Below are 19484 nucleotides of genomic sequence, written 5' to 3'. Positions count from 1 at the left end.
CGGAGGGCACCGATGGGTCTTCGTACAAAAGGTTTCACGCTGATCGAGGTGTTGGTGGCCCTTGGCGTGCTGCTGATCCTGATCACCCTGGCGGTGCCGGCGTTTACCGGGTCGATGCAGAGCACCAAGGCCGATACCGAGATCGGCGATCTGCGCAGGGCGCTGAACTTTGCCCGGATGGAAGCGATCGACCGAGGTATCACCACACGCATTCGCCCCACGGCCCAGGGCGGTGCCTGGAGCGGTGAATTGATGGTGTATGACAACACTGGCAACCCGGCCTCCCCGACCAATGTATTGCGGGTTGTTCCAGCGATGGGCAGTGGCGTCACTCTGACGCTAACCTCAGAGGTGACCAACATAGACTTCAACAACCTTGGCGGGTTGTCGGCCCCGGCCACGTCGGTGAGTTTCAATTATGTAAGAGGGGCGCAGAGCAGGACGCTGAGTGTTTGCCTCAATGGAAGAATCGTACTGGGTGGAAGTTGCGGATGAAGGATTGCAGTAAAAGGGCGCAGGAGGGCATGACACTGATCGAAGTGCTGGTGGCCGTGCTGATCCTCGGCGTGGGTTTGCTGGGGGCGGCGATGATCCAACTCAATGCCCTCAAGTACACCGACAGCTCGCGCATGACCAGCCAGGCCAGTTTCATCGCCTATGACATGCTGGACCGCATCCGCGCCAACTCCGGCGCCGACTACACCGTCACGCCACCCAATTCGCCAAACCTCAGCGTCGCCCGGGACCAGGACCTCTACGACTTCAAGACCAACATCATTGCCTTCGGCGGCGCCACGGCCACCGGTACCATCGGGTTGAACCAGCGGGTCTATACCATCACCATTTCCTGGGACGATGCCCGGGCCGCCAACACGGCCGACGCAGCCGAGGCGCGGCGCAGCTTTGTGCTGACCAGCCGCGTCGCCGTCGACCCGGTGGGGACGCCGCCATGAACAGGCATTGCCGGGGTTTCGGCCTGATCGAACTGATGATCGCGCTGGTGCTCAGCCTGATCGTCATCCTGGGCGTGGTGCAGATTTTCATTGCCGCCAAGAACACCTACATCAGCCAGGGTGCGGCGGCGGTGATGCAGGAAGACGCACGGTTTGCCCTGAGCAAAATGGTCCAGGAGATTCGCATGGTGGGCATGTTCGGTTGCCTGGGGACCATTACCGATGCTTCCACGGCCAATGATTTCAATGCCAGCCAGATCACCCCGATCCGCTGGGATCACGCCAACCTGAAACTGACCCTGGTGACGACGGATGTCGGCAGTGGCGGTGGCGCGCCGACCTGGACCGTCGTCTCCGATTGCCGCACCTCGGCAACGGCCTACACCGGGGTACGGGTACCGGCGGCCGGGCAGATGGCGTTTCCGATACGGCGGCTGATCTACAGCTTCAGTAATAACCAGTTGTCGATGGGCACAGGTGCCGGTAACCCGACCTTGGCGGTGCTGGTGGACAACGTCCGAGCCTTCGATGTGACGTTCGGTGTGGCCAGCAGCGCGACCGACATCGCGGCGTCGAGTTACAGCAGCAATCCAACGGATCCTGCGCTGATTCGCAGCGTGCGCCTGACCCTGACGCTCTTTGATCCGAAGAACGCGGTGCGTGAGCAGACCTTCAACGTGGTTGCCGCTTTGCGCAACCGGCTTTTGTGAGGGGCGACTGATGAATTCGACGCCTATCAAGCACAGCCAGCGTGGCATGGCCTTGCTGGTCAGCCTGGTTTTCCTGCTGCTCCTGACGCTGATTGGCCTGTCATCGATGCAGAGCGCCACCCTTCAGGAAAAAATGACCAGCAGCGTCATGTTGCGCAACCAGTCTTTCCAGGTGGCCGAGGCGGCGTTGAGGATCGGTGAGAGCGCGGTGCAGGTCGAGACCTATTCCTTGCCAGTCTGTACCACCACGATCCAATGCGCGCCGCCGCCTGAGTCGGCGACCGTTAACGCTGCAGGACGTTCATCTTCGGGTGTGCTCTGGGTTGCCGCCGCCGGTGGGTTTTATGGCGTGCAGAACATAGGCACCACGCTCGCGGCGGTCAATGTGCCCAGCAATACCTCGGCGACGCTGTACAGGATCACGGCGGTGGCTGTGGTGGGGAATAACCAGCGCAGCGTGGTGGAGAGCATTTATGCGAAATACTGAGGTGCGCCGTGGCTGGATGCAGATGGTATGGGGGGCGTTGCTCAGCCTTTACCTGATGGCCCCGGCCTATGCCTTCACGCCTTCGGACTCGCCGCTGCTGAGTGCCGGCGCCGTTACGCCGAACGTGATGCTGCTGATCGATGACTCGGGGAGTATGAATAATATTATTTGGGCGGCGGGGTTTGATCCGACGGTGACGCAAACGCGCACTTATGCATGCAACGCCAATAACAATTGCAACGATAGGTATGAGCTGGATCCGGAAGACTCGAACATTTTGTTATTGAGTCTGTTTCGTGGCGGCTGCTCGTCTGGCTGGTACGGTTTCTATCGGCCCAGCCTTGGCCGAATCTGTCTGCGGCTGCCGGACCCGGTGGGGAGCGGTGATACCCGTTACACCGCCAAGTACCTGGCGTATCTGGTGACCCTGGCCAACGGCTCGAACCGGGATTTCACCACCGGCTCGATCCCCACCGACTATCGAATCAACGTGGCACGGGACGTCTCCAACGATCTGGTCGCCAACAACCGCGCTTTGCGCATCGGTCTGGCCACCTTCAACCCGCCCAACTTCAGCAACTCTGGTCCAGGGGGCTACATTGCCCGCGCCGTCAGCGACCTGTCGCCGGTCAGCGGCAGCGTGACCCAGACCCAGGCCAACAGCAACTACAACGCGCTGATCAACGCAATTAACGCCCTGGGCGCTGTCGCGAATACGCCGCTCGCCGAGAGCTATTACGAGGTCACTCGATACTTCAGGGGCATGGCGCCGTACTACAACGGCACACCGAGTACCTACACCAGCCCGATCCAGTACCGTTGCCAGAAAAACTTCGGCGTGGTGATCACCGACGGTTTGCCCACCTATGACCGCACCTTTCCCACCAACGACCCGTTAGGCGGTTCCCGTCTGCCGAACTGGGATGGCATCAGCACCAACGACGGTGCTAACCGTAACGGTGACGCGGAGGGCGACACGCTTTACCTGGACGACATCGCCAAGTTCGCCTTCGACATCGACATGCGCTCCACCGGTACCGACGCCACCGGCCAAAGCTGGAACGCTGCGGATTTCCCCCGCCAGTACCTCAACACCTACACGGTGGGATTTGCCGTCACCAATACGATGCTGTCCGATGCTGCCCGCTACGGCGCGGGCAAGTATTATCCGGCGAGCGACAGCGCAGGCCTGAACGATGCCCTGTCATCTGCCTTGAGCGACATCACCTCCAAGGCCGGGTCCGGCGGCGCTGGCACCACCAACGCCGCCACGGTGTCCAGCACCTCCAGTTACTACCAGACCACCTATGACCCCAAGGATTGGCGCGGCACTGTCCGGGCGTTTGGCTTCACCCCGGCAGGCACGGTCGACAGGGCCGCGGTGCAATGGACTACCGACACCGTGATCGTGCCCGGCGCCACGGCGCCGATCTATCAATCCTGGAACACGGCGACCAACGCGCCAGTGACACTGGCCTACGGTAATTTTTCACCCGCCCAGCAAACCAGCCTCAGCCAGAACCTGCCCACGGGGATCACCGGCAACGACTTGGTGGAGTGGAGCAAGGGCGTCAATAAAACCGGCTTGAAGGTACGCAGCGTGTTGCTGGGGGACATCATCAATTCGCCGCTGGTGCTGGCATCGCCCAATGAGCAGACCGCTGCGGATTTGCTGAACGACACCAGCTACAGCACCTACCTGACGACCAAGGCGGCGAACATGGACACCAACCTGGTGGTGAACGCCAACGATGGTTTTTTCAGTGTCATCAACAGCGCCAACGGTACCCGGCGCTACGCCTACATGCCGTCAAGCGTGCTGCCGTCATTGCAGGACATTGCCGACACCAACTACATCAATGGCGTGAGCCACAAGTTTTTAGTGGATGGACAGATCGGTGTATTCGATACCCAGTCGGGGAGTGCCTGGAAAACGGTGGCCCTGGGCGGAACCGGTGCCGGGGGCAAAACGTTCTATGCGGTTCAGCTGTTCGATGCGGCGGCGGGCGATGTGTTGCGGGCGTTGTGGGAAATCAGCGCGCCGACGGTTGCCAACACCGCCAATGCCTTCAATGATTTGGGCTACGCCTATGCCCGCCCTGAAGTCGCCCGCCTGGCGGACGGCCGCTGGGCTGCGTTCATCTCCAATGGCTACGGCAGCAACAGCGGTGTGGCGGCGTTGTACGTGGTGGATATCCGCGACGGTTCGTTGATCAGGAAAATCGTGATCAACAGCAGCGAGACCGGTAATGGCTTGTCGTCCGTCAAGCTGCGGGTCAACTCCCAGAACGTGGTGCAGGCTGCGTACGGTGGCGACTTGAAAGGACGGATGTGGAAGTTTGACCTCAGCGGCACTTCTCCAACCGCCTGGGGCGTAGCGTTTTCCGGTCAGCCATTGTTCACGGCGCCCGGTGGCGCGACCCAGCCGATCACCGTTCAACCGCTGCTGGCGAACAACCCCCAGGGCGGCACCCAGGTCTTTTTCGGCACCGGTAAATTCAATGAGACGGCGGATAAACTCAACAAGGATCTGCAGGGGTTCTACTCAATCTGGGATGCCACTGGCGGGGCGGGGCAAATCACGGTGTCGAGCTTGCAGGCCCAGTCCATTACGGGGGTGTTCTCGGGCAGCACGGGGCAATTCGTGACCACCAGCCAGACCGATGTGAACTATCCATCGAAGAAAGGTTGGTACCTGCCCTTGGTGTACAACAATGTGCTGACCGGGGAGCGGGTGATCAATCCGGCCAATCTGGTGCTCGGGCGCGTGGTCTTTACCACGGCCGCTGTAGACACCACTGACCCGTGTGCCAGCTTTGGTACCGGCAAACTGATCGAACTGGATGCGTTCAACGGTAAGATGCTCAACTATGCCGTGCTCGACACCAACGGTGATGGCACGCTCAACAGCGCCGACACGATTTCCAGCGGGGTGGTTTTCACCGGTGGTATCCCGACCTTGAGCGCTGTGGTCAGCGCCAGCGGGGCCACCAACATGATCGTGAATGACTCCGGTGGTGGTATCACCGACCTGCTGGAAAAATCCGTGGGTGGCAGCCGTCGTATCATGTGGCGGCAAATACAGTGAGAGGTAAGCTATGCGCAGATCCAACCGGGGTTTCACCTTGATCGAAATCATGATCGTGATTGCGATCATCGGTATCGTGATCACCATCGGCTACCCGAGCCTGACCGAGTACATGAAGAAGGGCCGACGCGCTGAAGTTGCCGGGCTATTGTCGGAGCAGGCGCAGATTCTCGAACGTTACTACTCGAAGAACAACGTCTACACCAACGCCACCGGCCTGAGCAGCGGCAACGATTTCTATACCATTACCCAGACACTGGCGGACCAGAGCTTCACCCTGACCGCCGTGCGCAAGAGCGGTTCGTCCATGGCCACGGACAAGTGCGGTGATTTCAGGATCAACAACACGGGCACGCGAGACATGGTCAACCAGGCCGCCGGGCTGACCGCCAAGGATTGCTGGGGCCGCTGAGTTTTTTATTCGGGTGCACGCTTGCACCCTCTGTCTTATGAGTCGAATCAGAACATGACCAGGCAACAGCAAGTGGTGATTGTCGGCGGCGGAGTCATCGGCCTGCTGACGGCGTTCAATCTGGCGTCCGAAGGGCAAGGCGTGGTGCTGCTGGACCGTTCCAGTGTCGGCCAGGAGTCGTCCTGGGCCGGCGGCGGTATCGTGTCGCCGCTATATCCCTGGCGCTATAGCCCGGCGGTCACTGCGCTGGCCCACTGGTCGCAGGATTTTTATCCACAACTGGGGCAGCGTCTGCTCGCAGCTACCGGTATCGATCCGCAGGTGCACGTCACCGGCCTGTATTGGCTGGACCTTGACGATCAAGTCGAGGCGTTGGCCTGGGCCGAACGGGAAGGGCGTCCATTGCGGGCTGTGGATATCTCCTCCGTCCATGATGCGGTGCCGGTACTGGGTGCGGGTTTTTCCCGGGCGATCTACATGGCTGACGTGGCCAATGTGCGTAATCCCCGGCTGGTGAAATCGCTCAAGGCGGCGTTGCAGGCGCTGCCCAATGTCACGCTGCATGAGCACTGTGAAGTCAGTGGGTTCATTCGCGATGGCGAGCGTATCGTTGGGGTGAATAGCTCGGCGGGACAGATTCGTGGCGATCAGGTGGTGCTGGCGGCTGGTGCCTGGAGTGGTGAGCTGCTCAAGACCCTGGGGCTGAAGTTGCCGGTCGAGCCGGTCAAGGGCCAGATGATTTTGTACAAGTGCGCGGCGGATTTTCTGCCGAGCATGGTTCTGGCGAAGGGGCGTTATGCAATCCCGCGTCGTGACGGGCATATTTTGGTCGGCAGCACGCTGGAGCGTGAAGGCTTCGACAAGACCCCGACCGATAAAGCGCTGGAGAGTCTGAAGGCTTCGGCCCAGCAGCTGATTCCGGCGCTGGCGGGGGCTGAGGTGGTTGGGCACTGGGCTGGGTTGCGGCCTGGATCGCCTGAAGGTATTCCTTATATCGGCGAGGTGCCGGGGTTTGCGGGGCTGTGGTTGAACTGTGGGCATTATCGCAATGGGTTGGTGTTGGCGCCGGCGTCGTGTCGGTTGTTTGCTGATCTGATGTTGGGGCGTGAGCCGGTGATTGATCCTGTGCCTTATGCGCCGGCGGGGCGGTTGTAAGGATCTATACTCAGATCCAGTTGTGGGATCGAGCTTGCTCGCGAAGACGGCGGCACATCCAACGCTGATGCAAGCAGATCCACTGCTATCGCGAGCAGGCTGGCTCCCACAGGAGAAACGCGGTCTCACCAAGAGTCAGGTCGGCTATAAGGCCGCCTCGCGGAGGACGTAGATTTTGGCGCCCCGTTAACCACGATGGCCGAACGCAGGCATTGCGTAGTGGGCATCCCGGCATGGATGCCGGGATAGCCGCGCTGGGCCATGGATGGCCCTTCGCGGCGGGCCCACGGAGCAATGCCTTCGTTCGGGCATGCCGAGCCTAAGCGAGGCACCGAGTGGTGGGGCATAAAGCGTTTTGCTTACTTTTGCGCTTCTCAAAAGTGAGCCGCCGTAAGGGCGGAACCGTCAGCAGCCGTTACCGCAGAAACGGATATACACACCGCCCTTACAGCTGACCAGACTTTGTGGGAATGGTCGGACAAGGTCCTAATTCAAACCGAATTTTCCGACGAGTTCTGGCGGTTGCCGGGTGGGAAGGTCTCTCGTTAACCTTTTTCCGTCGCTGCCAATTCAGCGTCCGGGCGTCGCGGCCCGCTAACTTGGTGCATAATTCCAGTCGACGACAGTGCTTCGGTATTTGTCGTTCCGTCATGGCTGGCTGTGCGTGGGATACCTTCGGGTATGCCGGAGGCTCCAAGTTCGGTCCGCGAACCTGCGTACAGCTGCCACTCCCAATCGCGTCGCGGCGATCGGTGGCAGCTCCAAAACTTGGAGATGCACGATGATCAAAGTCACACCCAATCCCCCCGAAACCGATCCCTCGTCAGCCCATGGCGGGCTCGATTCTCAAAAACTCGATGAAGCCGCCCAGCGTGCCCTCGACTATTACCTCGGCCCAAAACCTGAAGCCAAAAAGAAACCCGCCTCAAACCAGCTATTCACTGTCGTGGACAGCATCGACACCGAATGCCTCCTCACCAACCTTAGCGAAACCCTGGCCTCTGCCAACGCAACGGTCAGCGACCTGGCCTTCGAGCTCGAAGGCTCGCGGCGACATGTTGCCTTGGGAGTGCAGCAGTTGATTGAGCTGAGCGAGTTGTTGGCCAATCGAGTTCTGGATAAACAGGTGCCGGTGGCGCAAGGCTAGAAGAGCTGCCAAGGCAACCACAAAACCTGTGGCGAGGGAGCAAGCTCCCTCGCCACGGGGTAAGTAGGGGCTTCAGGACCGCGCTTTAATCCAACCCCAACTTCTTCAACCGATACCGCATCGACCGAAACGACAACTTCAACCGCTGCGCCGCCGCCGTGCGGTTCCAGCGGGTTTCCTCCAGGGCCTGGAGGATGAGCTTGCGCTCGACGTCTTCCAGGTAATCTTCCAGGTTGTCGACCTGCATCAAATCGGGGTTGCCGGCGTCGATAGCACTACTGCTCTCGGCCAAGCGCAGGTCGTCAGCTTCAATCTGTTGCTGTTCGCAAAGGGTGTAGGCACGTTCGAGCATATTTTCCAGTTCCCGCACGTTGCCCGGGAAGCGGTAGTTCCTCAGAGCGTCCAACGCCTGGGGATGCAACCTGGCCGGTGGGCTACCGGTGTTGGCCGCCAGCCGCTGGAGCATGTGATTGGCCAGCGGTTCGATGTCTTCGCGACGCTCACGCAAGGGCGGGACGCGCAGTTCGATGACGTTCAGCCGATAGTACAGATCCTGACGAAAGCGCCCGGCGGCCACTTCGCCGTCCAGGTCCTTGTGGGTGGCGCAGAGGATGCGTACATCCACCACTTCTTCCTGCTGGCCGCCGACGGCGCGCACGGCCTTTTCCTGGATCGCTCGCAACAGTTTGACCTGCATTGCCAAGGGCAGGTCGGCCACTTCATCGAGAAACAGCGTCCCGCCGTGGGCGGCCTGGAACAGCCCGGGTTTGTCTTCGATGGCGCCGCTGAAGCTGCCTTTTCGATGGCCAAAAAACTCGCTTTCCATCAGCTCCGTGGGAATTGCCCCACAGTTGACCGGCACAAACCCCTGGTTGGAACGGGGACCCTGTTCATGGATCAGCCGGGCGACCAGTTCCTTGCCGCAGCCTGACTCACCGCTGATGTACACCGGTGCCTGGCTGCGGGCGAGTTTTTCGATCTGTTTGCGTACGCTGCACATCGGCGGGGAATCGCCCAGCAGGCAGCGCTCGATGGTGGCGACCGGCGTGGCGATCGGCGGCAGGCGCAAGGCGCTGGTGACCAGTTCTCGCAGGCGACCCAGGTCGACCGGTTTGGTCAGGAAGTCGAAGGCCCCGGCCTTGAGGGCGTCGATGGCGGTTTCCAGGCTGCCGTAGGCCGTAATCATTGCCACGGGGAGTTGCGGGTAACGCTGCTGGATGTGTTGCACCAGTTCCAGGCCGGTGCCATCGGGCAGGCGCATGTCGGTCAGGCACAGGTCGAAGGTTTCGCCCGCCAGCAGGGCTTGGGCCTCGGTAAGGTTCTTGGCGCTGCGGGTGTCGAGTTTCATCCGGCCCAGGGTGATGTCCAGGAGTTCGCGGATGTCCGGCTCGTCATCGACGATCAGGATTCGTTGCCGTGAGCGAGTATTCAAATCTGTTTCCGTCCGTGAGCAAAAGTGATGCGAAAGCAGCCGCCGCCTTGGCGTGGTTTGAAGTCTAGGCGGGCCTGGTTGCTTTCGCACAGCTCACGGGACAGATAGAGCCCAAGGCCGGTGCCCTGGCTGCTGGTGGTGAAGAAGGGTTCGAACAAATGCACCTGCTGGTCCGGCGTCACGCCAGGGCCGTTGTCGATGATGTCCAGCGTGGATAACTGGCTATGGGGATCGATGAACAGTTTCAGCCAGGCCTCGGCCTGTTCATGGACCTGCGCGCTGTGGCGCCAGGCGTTGCGTAGCAGGTTGTCGAGCACTTGCGTCAACTGGTCGGGGTCCATCAGCGTGGTGTAGTCGCCTGGGTCGATGCTCACGTGCAACTGCTGGTGCTCGCTTGCGTTTTCTTGGGCCTGACGCACGAATTGCTCGAGCCAGGCCCGCAAGTCCAGGCGCTGCGGCGTGGTTTGCTGGCGGCGAGACAGCTGCAGGACGTTTTCAATGACGCGATTCATTCGTTGGGAGTGATCTTGAATAATCTGCGTCAGACGTCGATCCGCGTCGTTCAGTTCCTCGGATTCGCGCAGTAATTGCGCCGCGTGGCTGATGGCGCCCAAGGGGTTGCGGATTTCGTGGGCGATGCCGGCGGTGAGGCGCCCGAGGGAGGCGAGTTTCAGTTGCTGGGCCTGCTGGGCAACCTGGGCCAGGTCTTCGAGAAAGACCAGGATCTGATGTTGCTCGTTGTGGCCCAAGGCGATGAAGCTCGGTTGCAGGGTCAGGCCCGTGCTGGTAACGGTCAGGCTGGGCGGGCGCAGGCTGGGGTTGTTGCGCCACAGTTGCAGGCTTTCGACCAGGGCGATGGAGTAATCGTCGAGCTGCTGGCCGACCAGATCGTGCATGCCCAGCAGGTTCAGCGCGCTCTCGTTGGCCAATTGCACCCGACGCTGGCGGTCGAGCACCAGGATGCCGGTGCGCATGCGTTGCAGGATCAGCGCATTGAGCGCTTCGAGGCCGATCACTTCGCTGGCGCGTTGCTCGGCCAGGGTTTCGCTGGCTTCCAGTCGCCGGGTCAGGCCTTGTACCAACAGGGCCGCGGCAAAGCACAGCGCCCCCAGGGTTCCGGCCTGCAGATAACTGCTGGGACGGTTCGAATCGCCGAGGTCCAGGAAGAAACTCGAGCCGACGATACCGATCGTGGCGACAGCGGCGATCAACAGGCCGATGCGGCCTCGCAGTAGCGTATTGCCGATGGCCACCGAAACAATGAGCAGGTTGCCGATGGCGCTGGGAGCGCCGCCGGCGGCGAAGAACAGCCACGAGAGCAACAGCACGTCGGTGAGTGCCAGGCCAAACAGCCGGGCAGGGCGGCGAGTGTTCTCAAGGAACACCACCAGCAGGATGTTCAGCACCAGGTACAACCAGCTACCGCTGCGCAGCAGGTCGTCGTTGGCGAACTCCAGCAGACGATTGTCCAGTTTGCTGGAGATCAACAGCACCAGGGTGATGCCGATGCTCAGGCGATACAGGTGATAGAGGCGCAGCAGGCGCTGCGCCTGTTTGACGCGGGGGCTCGAGGCCTCAGCGATCACGACTGCCCGGGCCTTGCTCGAGATGAGCCTGGCTGCAATACCACTGTTGTTCGAGAGCCAGGGCCCGGTCACGGGGCAGGTGTACGCCGCAATGGGCGCAACGGACCATGGGCGGTGCGTCTTGTTCTTGGGTAGGGCGTGAGGTGCGACCGTTGTTTTTCATCCCGCGAAAGATCCATATGGCGGAGGCAACGACGGCGAACAAAATCAATAGACGAAGCATGATGGGCGGCTTTTTGGCGAGTGATCAGGCAGTTTAGCCAAGGACTGGAACGGCGCACAGCGCAATAGAAGCCAGGCACAAAAAAGGGAGACCGCTGGGTCTCCCTTTTTGCTGATGCCTTGGCCTCAGTCGAACATGCCGAAGGTCATGTAGCTGAACCAGGAGCGATCGGTGGATTCGCTCTCAGGCTCTTCTTCTTCGATCACGTCGCCATTTTCGTCCTTGGGCTTGAGCTCGTTTGGAATGGCTTCCTTGGCATCCTGGAACTGACGCTGCACGTCCTGGTTGGCGCGGGTTTCGCCCGGCGGTAGGGGTGGACGGGACTCGATCAGGCCCAAGGTGGCCTTGCTCAGCCACGAACGGTTGTCGGCTTCGTCAACCCGTGGGGTGAACTGGCCATCGACCAGGGACGGGTGATCGGGGTAGTTCAGCTTGAGGGTTTCCAGGCTGGTGGCGGCCAGATCGTCCAGGTGCAGACGCTGGTACGCTTCGGTCATCACCGCCAGGCCGTCGCCCACGGATGGGGTTTCCTGGAAGTTTTCCACCACGTAGCGGCCACGGTTGGCGGCGGCGACGTAGGCCTGGCGGGTCAGGTAGTAGTCAGCCACGTGGATTTCGTAGGAGGCCAGCAGGTTGCGCAGGTAGATCATGCGCTGCTTGGCGTCCGGCGAGTAGCGGCTGTTGGGGAAGCGGCTGGTCAGCTGGGCGAACTCATTGTAGGAGTCGCGCGCGGCGCCCGGGTCACGCTTGGTCATGTCCAGCGGCAGGAAGCGCGCCAGCAGGCCGACGTCCTGGTCGAAGGAGGTCAGGCCCTTGAGGTAATAAGCGTAATCGACGTTCGGGTGCTGCGGGTGCAGACGAATGAAGCGCTCGGCGGCGGATTTTGCAGCTTCCGGCTCGGCGTTCTTGTAGTTGGCGTAGATCAGCTCCAGTTGAGCCTGATCGGCGTAGCGACCGAACGGATACCGCGACTCCAGGGCCTTGAGCTTGGCTGTGGCGCTGGTGTAGCTGTTGTTGTCCAGGTCGGTCTGCGCCTGTTGGTACAGCTCGACTTCGCTCAGGTTTTCGTCTACGACTTCCTTCGACGAGCAAGCAGCAGTCAATGCGAGGATGGCGATCAGCAGCAGGTGTTTCACTTGCATGGCGGCTTGCGTCCCTATGACGGCCGCTGTCTTGGGCGGGGCCGTCCTGTTATGATGAGCGCCCCGTTGAAAAGCCTCGGGGCAAAAGACGCCGTATTTAACCACAAGCGCGCAGCCGAAACCAAAGGCTGTGCCGACGCCTAGTCCGAGCATGTCCGATAAAATAGAACTTCGCGCAGAGGTGCCGTCCGAATTGGGCGGCCAACGCCTCGATCAAGTCGCCGCACAACTCTTCGCCGAGCACTCTCGCTCGCGCCTTTCCGCCTGGATCAAGGACGGCCGCCTGACTGTGGATGGGGCGGTCATTCGCCCGCGCGACATCGTCCACGGCGGCGCCATCCTAGAGCTGACTGCCGAGCAGGAGGCCCAGGGAGAATGGGTCGCCCAGGACATTGCCCTGGACATCGTCTACGAAGACGATGACATCCTGGTGATCAACAAGCCTGCGGGCCTGGTGGTGCATCCGGCGGCCGGTCATGCCGATGGCACCCTGCTCAACGCCCTGCTGCACCATGTGCCGGACATCATCAATGTGCCGCGCGCCGGCATCGTGCACCGTCTGGACAAGGACACCACCGGTCTGATGGTGGTGGCCAAGACCATCCAGGCGCAGACACAGCTGGTTACGCAGTTGCAAAGCCGCAGCGTCAGCCGCATCTATGAGTGCATCGTGATCGGCGTGGTCACCGCCGGTGGCAAGATCAACGCACCCATCGGCCGTCACGGCCAGCAGCGCCAGCGCATGGCGGTAATGGAGGGCGGCAAGCAGGCGGTGAGCCATTACCGCGTGCTCGAACGTTTCCGTTCCCACACGCATGTGCGGGTCAAGCTGGAAACCGGCCGGACTCACCAGATTCGCGTGCACATGGCCCACATCAACTTCCCGTTGGTGGGTGACCCGGCCTACGGCGGTCGCTTCCGCATTCCTCCGGCTGCCAGCCAGACCATGGTCGAATCGCTGAAGAATTTCCCGCGCCAGGCGCTGCACGCGCGTTTTCTGGAACTGGATCATCCGACCACCGGTAAGCGCATGAGCTGGGAGTCGCCGTTGCCGGATGACTTTGTCTGGCTGCTGACGCTGCTCAAGCAGGACCGCGAGGCGTTCATCGGATGAGTGACTGGCTGATACCCGACTGGCCCGCGCCGGCCCGGGTAAAGGCCTGCGTCACCACCCGTGCGGGCGGCGTCAGCCTGGCGCCGTTCGACAGCCTCAACCTTGGTGATCATGTTGACGACGACCCCGTGGCCGTCGCCGAGAACCGTCGCCGTCTCACCGATCGGTTTGCCATACGCCCGGCCTGGTTGCAGCAGGTCCATGGGGTTGCCGTGGTCGAAGCCGATCCGGCCCAGGTGGCGACCGCCGATGCCAGTTGGACCGCCACGCCGGGAATCGCCTGCACGGCGATGACGGCGGACTGCTTGCCCGTGCTGTTCTGCAACCGCGCCGGCACCCGTGTCGCGGCGGCTCATGCTGGATGGCGCGGGCTGGCGAACGGCGTGCTGGAAGCTACTCTCGACAGTCTCCAGGTTCCGCCCGACGAAATCCTCGCCTGGCTCGGCCCGGCCATCGGCCCGCAAGCGTTCGAAGTCGGGCCTGAGGTGCGTGATGTGTTCATCGCGCAACTGCCCCAGGCGGCACAAGCCTTTGTGCCGAGCCACAACGCGGGCAAGTTCCTGGCCGACATCTATGCGCTGGCCCGTCTGCGGCTGGCGGCGCGTGGGGTCACGGCGGTCTACGGTGGCGGTCTGTGCACCGTGACTGATCCACGCTTCTTTTCCTACCGGCGCCATTCGCGCACCGGTCGCTTCGCCTCCCTGATCTGGATCGAACGCTAGACTTCTCTGACCTGTATCAATAGCGCACTGCTTGAAACTCCCAGAATCGACCACATCTATAACGGTATCTGGCAGGTTTCTTCATTCAGGATGTGTTTAGGTCCGGCCTGCTCAAAAGGAAGGTGACCCATGCGTATTGACCGTTTAACCAGTAAATTACAATTGGCCCTGTCCGATGCCCAGTCGTTGGCCGTCGGCCTGGACCATCCCGGTATCGAACCGGCGCATTTGATGCAGGCCATGCTCGAGCAGCAGGGCGGTTCCATCAAGCCCCTGCTGATGCAGGTGGGCTTTGACGTCAACAGCCTGCGCAAAGAGCTGGCCAAGGAACTCGACCAACTGCCCAAGATCCAGAATCCGACCGGTGACGTGAACATGTCCCAGGACCTGGCGCGGCTGCTCAACCAGGCCGATCGCCTGGCCCAGCAAAAAGGTGATCAGTTCATTTCCAGCGAGCTGGTGCTGCTCGCCGCCATGGATGAGAACAGCAAGCTTGGCAAATTGTTGCTCGGCCAGGGCGTCAGCAAGAAAGCCCTGGAAAACGCCATCAACAACCTGCGTGGCGGCGAAGCGGTCAACGACGCCAATCACGAGGAGTCCCGTCAGGCGCTGGACAAATACACCGTCGACCTGACCAAGCGCGCCGAGGAAGGCAAGCTCGACCCGGTGATTGGCCGCGACGACGAAATCCGCCGCACGATCCAGGTGCTGCAACGCCGTACCAAGAACAACCCGGTGCTGATCGGTGAGCCTGGTGTGGGTAAAACCGCCATCGCCGAAGGCCTGGCCCAGCGCATCATCAACGGCGAGGTGCCGGACGGCCTCAAGGGCAAGCGGCTGCTGTCCCTGGATATGGGCGCGTTGATCGCCGGCGCCAAGTACCGTGGTGAGTTCGAAGAGCGGCTCAAGTCCCTGCTCAATGAACTGTCGAAGCAGGAAGGACAGATCATTCTGTTCATCGACGAATTGCACACCATGGTCGGCGCGGGCAAGGGTGAGGGTTCGATGGACGCCGGCAACATGCTCAAGCCGGCGCTGGCCCGTGGCGAGTTGCACTGCGTTGGTGCGACCACGCTCAACGAGTACCGCCAATACATAGAGAAGGACGCGGCGCTGGAGCGGCGCTTCCAGAAAGTGCTGGTGGAAGAGCCCAGCGAAGAAGACACCATTGCCATCCTGCGTGGCCTTAAAGAACGCTATGAAGTTCACCACAAGGTGGCGATCACCGATGGCGCGATTATCGCGGCGGCCAAGCTCAGCCACCGTTACATCACCGACCGTCAGTTGCCGGACAAGGCCATCGACCTGATCGACGAAGCTGCCAGCCGCATCCGCATGGAAATCGATTCCAAGCCCGAAGTGCTGGATCGTCTGGAACGGCGCCTGATCCAGCTCAAGGTCGAATCCCAGGCCCTGAAGAAAGAAAGCGACGAAGCGGCGAAGAAACGCCTGGAAAGGTTGCAGGAAGAAATCGTTCGTCACGAGCGGGAGTATTCCGACCTTGAGGAAATCTGGAACTCGGAGAAAGCCGAAGTCCAGGGTTCGGCGCAAATCCAGCAGAAAATCGAACAGTCCCGCCAGGAACTGGAAGCGGCCCGCCGCAAAGGTGACCTCAACCGCATGGCCGAGCTGCAGTACGGGGTGATCCCGGACCTGGAGCGCAGCCTGCAAATGGTCGACCAGCACGGCAAGAGCGAAAACCAGTTGCTGCGCAGCAAGGTCACTGAAGAAGAGATTGCCGAGGTGGTCTCCAAGTGGACCGGCATTCCAGTGTCGAAAATGCTCGAAGGCGAGCGCGACAAGCTGCTGAAGATGGAAAGCCTGCTGCACCAGCGCGTGATTGGCCAGGAAGAAGCGGTGGTGGCGGTGTCCAATGCCGTACGCCGTTCCCGTGCCGGGCTGTCGGACCCCAATCGTCCGAGCGGTTCGTTCATGTTCCTCGGCCCGACCGGTGTCGGTAAAACCGAGTTGTGCAAGGCGCTGGCCGAGTTTCTCTTCGACACCGAAGAGGCCATGGTGCGCATCGACATGTCCGAGTTCATGGAGAAGCACTCCGTGGCGCGGCTGATCGGTGCGCCACCGGGCTATGTCGGCTATGAAGAGGGCGGTTACCTGACTGAGGCTGTGCGGCGCAAGCCGTACTCGGTGATCCTGCTCGATGAGGTCGAGAAGGCCCATCCGGATGTGTTCAACATTTTGCTGCAAGTGCTGGAGGATGGCCGCCTGACCGACAGCCACGGGCGCACGGTGGACTTCCGCAACACCGTGATCGTGATGACCTCCAACCTGGGCTCGGCGCAGATCCAGGAGCTGGTCGGTGATCGCGAGGCGCAACGCGCTGCGGTGATGGATGCGATTTCCACCCACTTCCGGCCGGAGTTCATCAACCGGGTCGACGAAGTGGTGATCTTCGAGCCGTTGGCCCGTGATCAGATCGCCGGCATCACTGAGATCCAGTTGGGTCGCCTGCGCAGCCGCCTTACCGAACGGGAGCTGAAGCTGCAGTTGAGCAGCGAGGCCTTGGACAAGTTGATCGCAGTGGGTTACGACCCGGTCTATGGCGCACGGCCGCTGAAGCGGGCGATCCAGCGCTGGATCGAAAACCCGCTGGCGCAGTTGATTCTGTCGGGTCGCTTCATGCCAGGCGAAACCGTGACGGGCACTGTGGAGAACGATGAAATCGTCTTCAACTGAAAGCCAGCGTATCGGGTGATTGGAATGGCCTCGCACTGCGAGGCCATTTTTTTCATCAGGCCGTTGAACTCAAAGGAAAAGGCTTGTAAAGTGCGCCCCGCAGTACGTCACCCCCAAGGGGCACTTCTCGGTGAGAAGAAACCCAAAATAAGTTGCAAATCATTGTCTTGAAAGCAATTTAAGGGGTTGACAGAGGTTTTTAAGATTGTAGAATAGCGCGCCTCAGACACACGAACGCAGCGATGCGTAAGGGTAGAAGAGGTTGAAGCTAGCTTCAACGTTGTAACTTGAAATATCAGTTCCGTGATAGCTCAGTCGGTAGAGCAAATGACTGTTAATCATTGGGTCCCAGGTTCGAGTCCTGGTCACGGAGCCATTTCAATCGGGGTATAGCGCAGTCCGGTAGCGCGCCTGCTTTGGGAGCAGGATGTCAGGAGTTCGAATCCCCTTACCCCGACCATTTTTGGGTCGTTAGCTCAGTTGGTAGAGCAGTTGGCTTTTAACCAATTGGTCGTAGGTTCGAATCCCACACGACCCACCATTTTTGAAACCAGCTCGCTGGAATCGAATCTTAAGATCAGAGGCCAAAAGCGCTGATCGAGAAGGCGACTTGCGAAGGTCGCCTTTTTTTTACCGGGGTATAGCGCAGTCCGGTAGCGCGCCTGCTTTGGGAGCAGGATGTCAGGAGTTCGAATCCCCTTACCCCGACCATACTAAAAATCCTCGTATCGAAAGATACGGGGATTTTTTTTGCCTGCGAAAAAGCAAACAGTGTTAAGTCATCGTACAAGTTGCCGATAACCCGCCAACAGGGGCATGGCCCCATCTCAGGCCAACAATAAAAAAGGCGCTCCCTATGGTTCTTCGTCAACTGAATATCGCCCCCCGTGCCGCATTGGGTTTCGCTTTGATCGCCGTACTGGTGGCGTTGCTCGGGGTGTTTGCGCTGGGACAGATGTCGAGTATCCGTGACAGTGAAGTCGCGGTAGAAACCCAGTGGCTGCCCAGTATTCGCGGCGGTGACGAGATCCGTGAATGGATGTTGCGCATTCGCACGATTTCCCTGCGCATGGCCCTGGACCAGGATCCGAAGAATATCCCGGTGTACCGTGGGCAAATGGACACCCGCGACAAAGAGCTGAGCGAAAAAATCGCCAGTTACGAAAAGCTCGTCGTCACGCCTGAAGGCAAGGCGCTTTATGAGCAGTTCAAGCAAACTTTCGCCGCTTACCGCACGGGCATCGCCCAATCCTTCGTCCTGGCAGAGCAGGGGCGTCGAGACGAGCTGATCAAGCTGCTGCTGGTGGACATGAAGACCGTGGTGGACGGTTCCGGCAAACAACTCAACGACCTGGCGGAACTGTTCTCCAAACAAGTCTCCATCGAGAGCCAGAAGTCCCAGGAGCACTACGTCAATTCCCGGATGATCGTCAGCCTGTTCATTGTGCTCGCCGCCCTGGCGACGGTGGCCCTGGCGATGTTGCTCACCCGCAGTATCGTCAAGCCTTTGGGCGAGGCGTTGAATGCCGCAGAGAACGTCGCCCGAGGCGACCTGACCCGACCGATCCAGGCCCACGGCAGCGACGAAGTGAGCCGCTTGCTCAAGGCGTTGGCGACCATGCAGCAGAACTTGCGTGAAACCCTGCAGGGCATCAGCGGCTCGGCTACACAGTTGGCGACCGCCGCCGATGAGCTGAACGCCGTCACCCTCGACAGCACCCACAGCCTGCAACAGCAGAATAACGAAATTGAACAGGCCGCCACCGCCGTCACCGAGATGACCACTGCCGTGGAGGAAGTCGCGCGCAATGCCGTTTCCACCTCCGATGCCACGCGTCAGTCCAGTGAATCGGCGTCCCTTGGGCAGCAGCGGGTCAGCGACACGGTCGACGCCATTGGTGCCCTGGCCAGCGATGTGCAGGTGACGGGTGGCCTGGTGCAGTCCTTGGCCAATCAATCACAGGATATCGGCAAGGTCCTGGATGTGATCCGGGCCATCGCCGAGCAGACCAACCTGCTGGCCCTCAACGCGGCCATCGAGGCGGCCCGGGCCGGCGAAAGCGGTCGTGGGTTTGCGGTGGTGGCCGATGAGGTGCGGGCGCTGGCTTACCGCACGCAGCAATCGACCCAGGAAATCGAGCAGATGGTCCAGGGCATGCGCAGCGGCGCCACCCAGGCGCTGGACTCCATGCAGGCCAGCTCCAGCCGCGCCGCCAGCACCCTGGCGATGGCGGAGCGGGCGGGGGAGGCGCTACAGACCATCACGGCGTCGGTCAACGAGATTCACGAACGCAACCTGGTGATCGCCAGCGCCGCCGAAGAACAGGCACAAGTGGCCCGTGAGGTTGATCGCAATCTGGTGAACATTCGGGATTTGTCGGTGCGCTCGGCCACCGGCGCGGATCAGACCAGCGCGTCCAGCCATGAGTTGTCGCAACTGGCGAATTCGTTGCGCACTATGGTGCAGCGGTTTCAGGTTTGATTGATGGATAGCTCGGACAGAGATTCTGTCCGAGCTTAAGTATTGATTGTGCCGCCGTCATCGCGAGCAAGCTCGCTCCCACAGTTGATCGCGGTCACCCTGTGGGAGCGAGCTTGCTCGCGATTGCGGTAGATCAT

General features: G+C 60.8%; 16 protein-coding genes and 4 tRNA genes. 16 read left to right on the top strand and 4 right to left on the bottom strand.

What is annotated here, in order from left to right; genetic code table 11:
• Positions 1 to 12: 12 nt before the first annotated feature.
• The 8 genes from EPZ47_RS25460 to EPZ47_RS25425 all read left to right on the top strand — a co-directional run bounded on the left by EPZ47_RS25460 (position 13) and on the right by EPZ47_RS25425 (position 7952).
• On the top strand, positions 13 to 495 hold the full coding sequence (locus EPZ47_RS25460; protein ID WP_135847237.1) for a GspH/FimT family pseudopilin: 483 nt from the start codon (positions 13 to 15) through the stop codon (positions 493 to 495).
• Positions 492 to 953 (top strand): type IV pilus modification protein PilV, encoded by a 462-nt coding sequence (pilV, locus tag EPZ47_RS25455; RefSeq protein WP_135847236.1) that lies wholly within the window; start codon positions 492 to 494, stop codon positions 951 to 953. The genes EPZ47_RS25460 and pilV overlap by 4 nt, the downstream gene beginning before the upstream one ends.
• Complete coding sequence (locus EPZ47_RS25450) at positions 950 to 1663, top strand: PilW family protein (protein WP_135847235.1); 714 nt, start codon at positions 950 to 952, stop codon at positions 1661 to 1663. Before pilV ends, EPZ47_RS25450 begins: the two co-directional genes overlap by 4 nt.
• Positions 1664 to 1673: 10 nt before the next feature.
• Positions 1674 to 2150 (top strand): pilus assembly PilX family protein, encoded by a 477-nt coding sequence (locus EPZ47_RS25445; protein WP_135847234.1) that lies wholly within the window; start codon positions 1674 to 1676, stop codon positions 2148 to 2150.
• Entirely contained in the window at positions 2137 to 5238 is a 3102-nt protein-coding gene (locus tag EPZ47_RS25440; RefSeq protein ID WP_135847233.1) for a pilus assembly protein, read from the top strand. The genes EPZ47_RS25445 and EPZ47_RS25440 overlap by 14 nt, the downstream gene beginning before the upstream one ends.
• 10 nt (positions 5239 to 5248) lie before the next feature.
• Complete coding sequence (locus tag EPZ47_RS25435; protein ID WP_135847232.1) at positions 5249 to 5650, top strand: type IV pilin protein; 402 nt, start codon at positions 5249 to 5251, stop codon at positions 5648 to 5650.
• 54 nt (positions 5651 to 5704) lie between these two features.
• The gene (thiO, locus tag EPZ47_RS25430) at positions 5705 to 6805 is read left to right on the top strand and encodes a glycine oxidase ThiO (protein ID WP_135847231.1); all 1101 of its coding nucleotides are present in this window, start codon (positions 5705 to 5707) and stop codon (positions 6803 to 6805) included.
• Between the two features lie 781 nt (positions 6806 to 7586).
• On the top strand, positions 7587 to 7952 hold the full coding sequence (locus EPZ47_RS25425; RefSeq protein WP_135847230.1) for a DUF6124 family protein: 366 nt from the start codon (positions 7587 to 7589) through the stop codon (positions 7950 to 7952).
• A gap of 85 nt (positions 7953 to 8037) precedes the next feature.
• Here the strand turns inward: EPZ47_RS25425 and EPZ47_RS25420 are convergent, their stop codons facing one another.
• From EPZ47_RS25420 to EPZ47_RS25405, 4 genes are all read right to left on the bottom strand, one after another.
• Positions 8038 to 9384 (bottom strand): sigma-54-dependent transcriptional regulator, encoded by a 1347-nt coding sequence (locus EPZ47_RS25420; protein WP_135847229.1) that lies wholly within the window; start codon positions 9382 to 9384, stop codon positions 8038 to 8040.
• Positions 9381 to 10970: a two-component system sensor histidine kinase NtrB gene (locus EPZ47_RS25415; RefSeq protein WP_135847228.1), complete on the bottom strand. Its 1590-nt coding sequence runs from the start codon at positions 10968 to 10970 to the stop codon at positions 9381 to 9383. Before EPZ47_RS25415 ends, EPZ47_RS25420 begins: the two co-directional genes overlap by 4 nt.
• Complete coding sequence (locus EPZ47_RS25410; protein WP_135847227.1) at positions 10960 to 11193, bottom strand: PP0621 family protein; 234 nt, start codon at positions 11191 to 11193, stop codon at positions 10960 to 10962. Before EPZ47_RS25410 ends, EPZ47_RS25415 begins: the two co-directional genes overlap by 11 nt.
• A gap of 125 nt (positions 11194 to 11318) precedes the next feature.
• On the bottom strand, positions 11319 to 12335 hold the full coding sequence (locus tag EPZ47_RS25405) for an outer membrane protein assembly factor BamD (RefSeq protein ID WP_135847226.1): 1017 nt from the start codon (positions 12333 to 12335) through the stop codon (positions 11319 to 11321).
• A gap of 151 nt (positions 12336 to 12486) precedes the next feature.
• Here EPZ47_RS25405 and rluD point away from each other — a divergent pair, with 151 nt between their 5' ends.
• The 8 genes from rluD to EPZ47_RS31035 all read left to right on the top strand — a co-directional run bounded on the left by rluD (position 12487) and on the right by EPZ47_RS31035 (position 19347).
• Positions 12487 to 13449, top strand: coding sequence for a 23S rRNA pseudouridine(1911/1915/1917) synthase RluD (gene rluD / locus EPZ47_RS25400; RefSeq protein WP_003205696.1), 963 nt, complete (start codon positions 12487 to 12489; stop codon positions 13447 to 13449).
• Positions 13446 to 14171 (top strand): peptidoglycan editing factor PgeF, encoded by a 726-nt coding sequence (gene pgeF, locus EPZ47_RS25395; RefSeq protein WP_135847225.1) that lies wholly within the window; start codon positions 13446 to 13448, stop codon positions 14169 to 14171. The genes rluD and pgeF overlap by 4 nt, the downstream gene beginning before the upstream one ends.
• 129 nt (positions 14172 to 14300) lie before the next feature.
• Entirely contained in the window at positions 14301 to 16865 is a 2565-nt protein-coding gene (gene clpB, locus EPZ47_RS25390) for an ATP-dependent chaperone ClpB (RefSeq protein WP_135847224.1), read from the top strand.
• Positions 16866 to 17165: 300 nt separating this feature from the next.
• Positions 17166 to 17241 (top strand) — tRNA-Asn (locus tag EPZ47_RS25385).
• 7 nt (positions 17242 to 17248) lie between these two features.
• Positions 17249 to 17325, top strand: a tRNA-Pro gene (locus tag EPZ47_RS25380).
• Positions 17326 to 17330: 5 nt separating this feature from the next.
• A tRNA-Lys gene (locus EPZ47_RS25375) sits at positions 17331 to 17406 on the top strand.
• A 93-nt stretch (positions 17407 to 17499) separates the two neighbouring features.
• Positions 17500 to 17576 (top strand) — tRNA-Pro (locus EPZ47_RS25370).
• 145 nt (positions 17577 to 17721) lie between these two features.
• Entirely contained in the window at positions 17722 to 19347 is a 1626-nt protein-coding gene (locus tag EPZ47_RS31035) for a methyl-accepting chemotaxis protein (RefSeq protein ID WP_135847223.1), read from the top strand.
• Positions 19348 to 19484 lie beyond the last annotated feature (137 nt).

This window comes from Pseudomonas viciae, from assembly GCF_004786035.1.
In the GTDB taxonomy this organism is placed as follows: Bacteria; Pseudomonadota; Gammaproteobacteria; order Pseudomonadales; family Pseudomonadaceae; genus Aquipseudomonas; species Aquipseudomonas viciae.
The sequence above is the reverse complement of the archived record's forward strand: the minus strand, read 5'-3'. Positions and strand labels throughout refer to the sequence as shown.

What these genes read in the sequence shown, in the direction of transcription:
- EPZ47_RS31035 (WP_135847223.1), top strand. Translation starts at nt 17,722, where the DNA reads ATGGTTCTTCGTCAACTGAATATCGCCCCCCGTGCCGCATTGGGTTTC.
- rluD (WP_003205696.1), top strand. Translation starts at nt 12,487, where the DNA reads ATGTCCGATAAAATAGAACTTCGCGCAGAGGTGCCGTCCGAATTGGGC.
- EPZ47_RS25435 (WP_135847232.1), top strand. Translation starts at nt 5,249, where the DNA reads ATGCGCAGATCCAACCGGGGTTTCACCTTGATCGAAATCATGATCGTG.
- EPZ47_RS25405 (WP_135847226.1), bottom strand. Translation starts at nt 12,335, where the DNA reads ATGCAAGTGAAACACCTGCTGCTGATCGCCATCCTCGCATTGACTGCT.
- EPZ47_RS25440 (WP_135847233.1), top strand. Translation starts at nt 2,137, where the DNA reads ATGCGAAATACTGAGGTGCGCCGTGGCTGGATGCAGATGGTATGGGGG.
- EPZ47_RS25460 (WP_135847237.1), top strand. Translation starts at nt 13, where the DNA reads ATGGGTCTTCGTACAAAAGGTTTCACGCTGATCGAGGTGTTGGTGGCC.
- EPZ47_RS25445 (WP_135847234.1), top strand. Translation starts at nt 1,674, where the DNA reads ATGAATTCGACGCCTATCAAGCACAGCCAGCGTGGCATGGCCTTGCTG.
- EPZ47_RS25450 (WP_135847235.1), top strand. Translation starts at nt 950, where the DNA reads ATGAACAGGCATTGCCGGGGTTTCGGCCTGATCGAACTGATGATCGCG.
- clpB (WP_135847224.1), top strand. Translation starts at nt 14,301, where the DNA reads ATGCGTATTGACCGTTTAACCAGTAAATTACAATTGGCCCTGTCCGAT.
- EPZ47_RS25425 (WP_135847230.1), top strand. Translation starts at nt 7,587, where the DNA reads ATGATCAAAGTCACACCCAATCCCCCCGAAACCGATCCCTCGTCAGCC.
- EPZ47_RS25410 (WP_135847227.1), bottom strand. Translation starts at nt 11,193, where the DNA reads ATGCTTCGTCTATTGATTTTGTTCGCCGTCGTTGCCTCCGCCATATGG.
- pgeF (WP_135847225.1), top strand. Translation starts at nt 13,446, where the DNA reads ATGAGTGACTGGCTGATACCCGACTGGCCCGCGCCGGCCCGGGTAAAG.
- thiO (WP_135847231.1), top strand. Translation starts at nt 5,705, where the DNA reads ATGACCAGGCAACAGCAAGTGGTGATTGTCGGCGGCGGAGTCATCGGC.
- pilV (WP_135847236.1), top strand. Translation starts at nt 492, where the DNA reads ATGAAGGATTGCAGTAAAAGGGCGCAGGAGGGCATGACACTGATCGAA.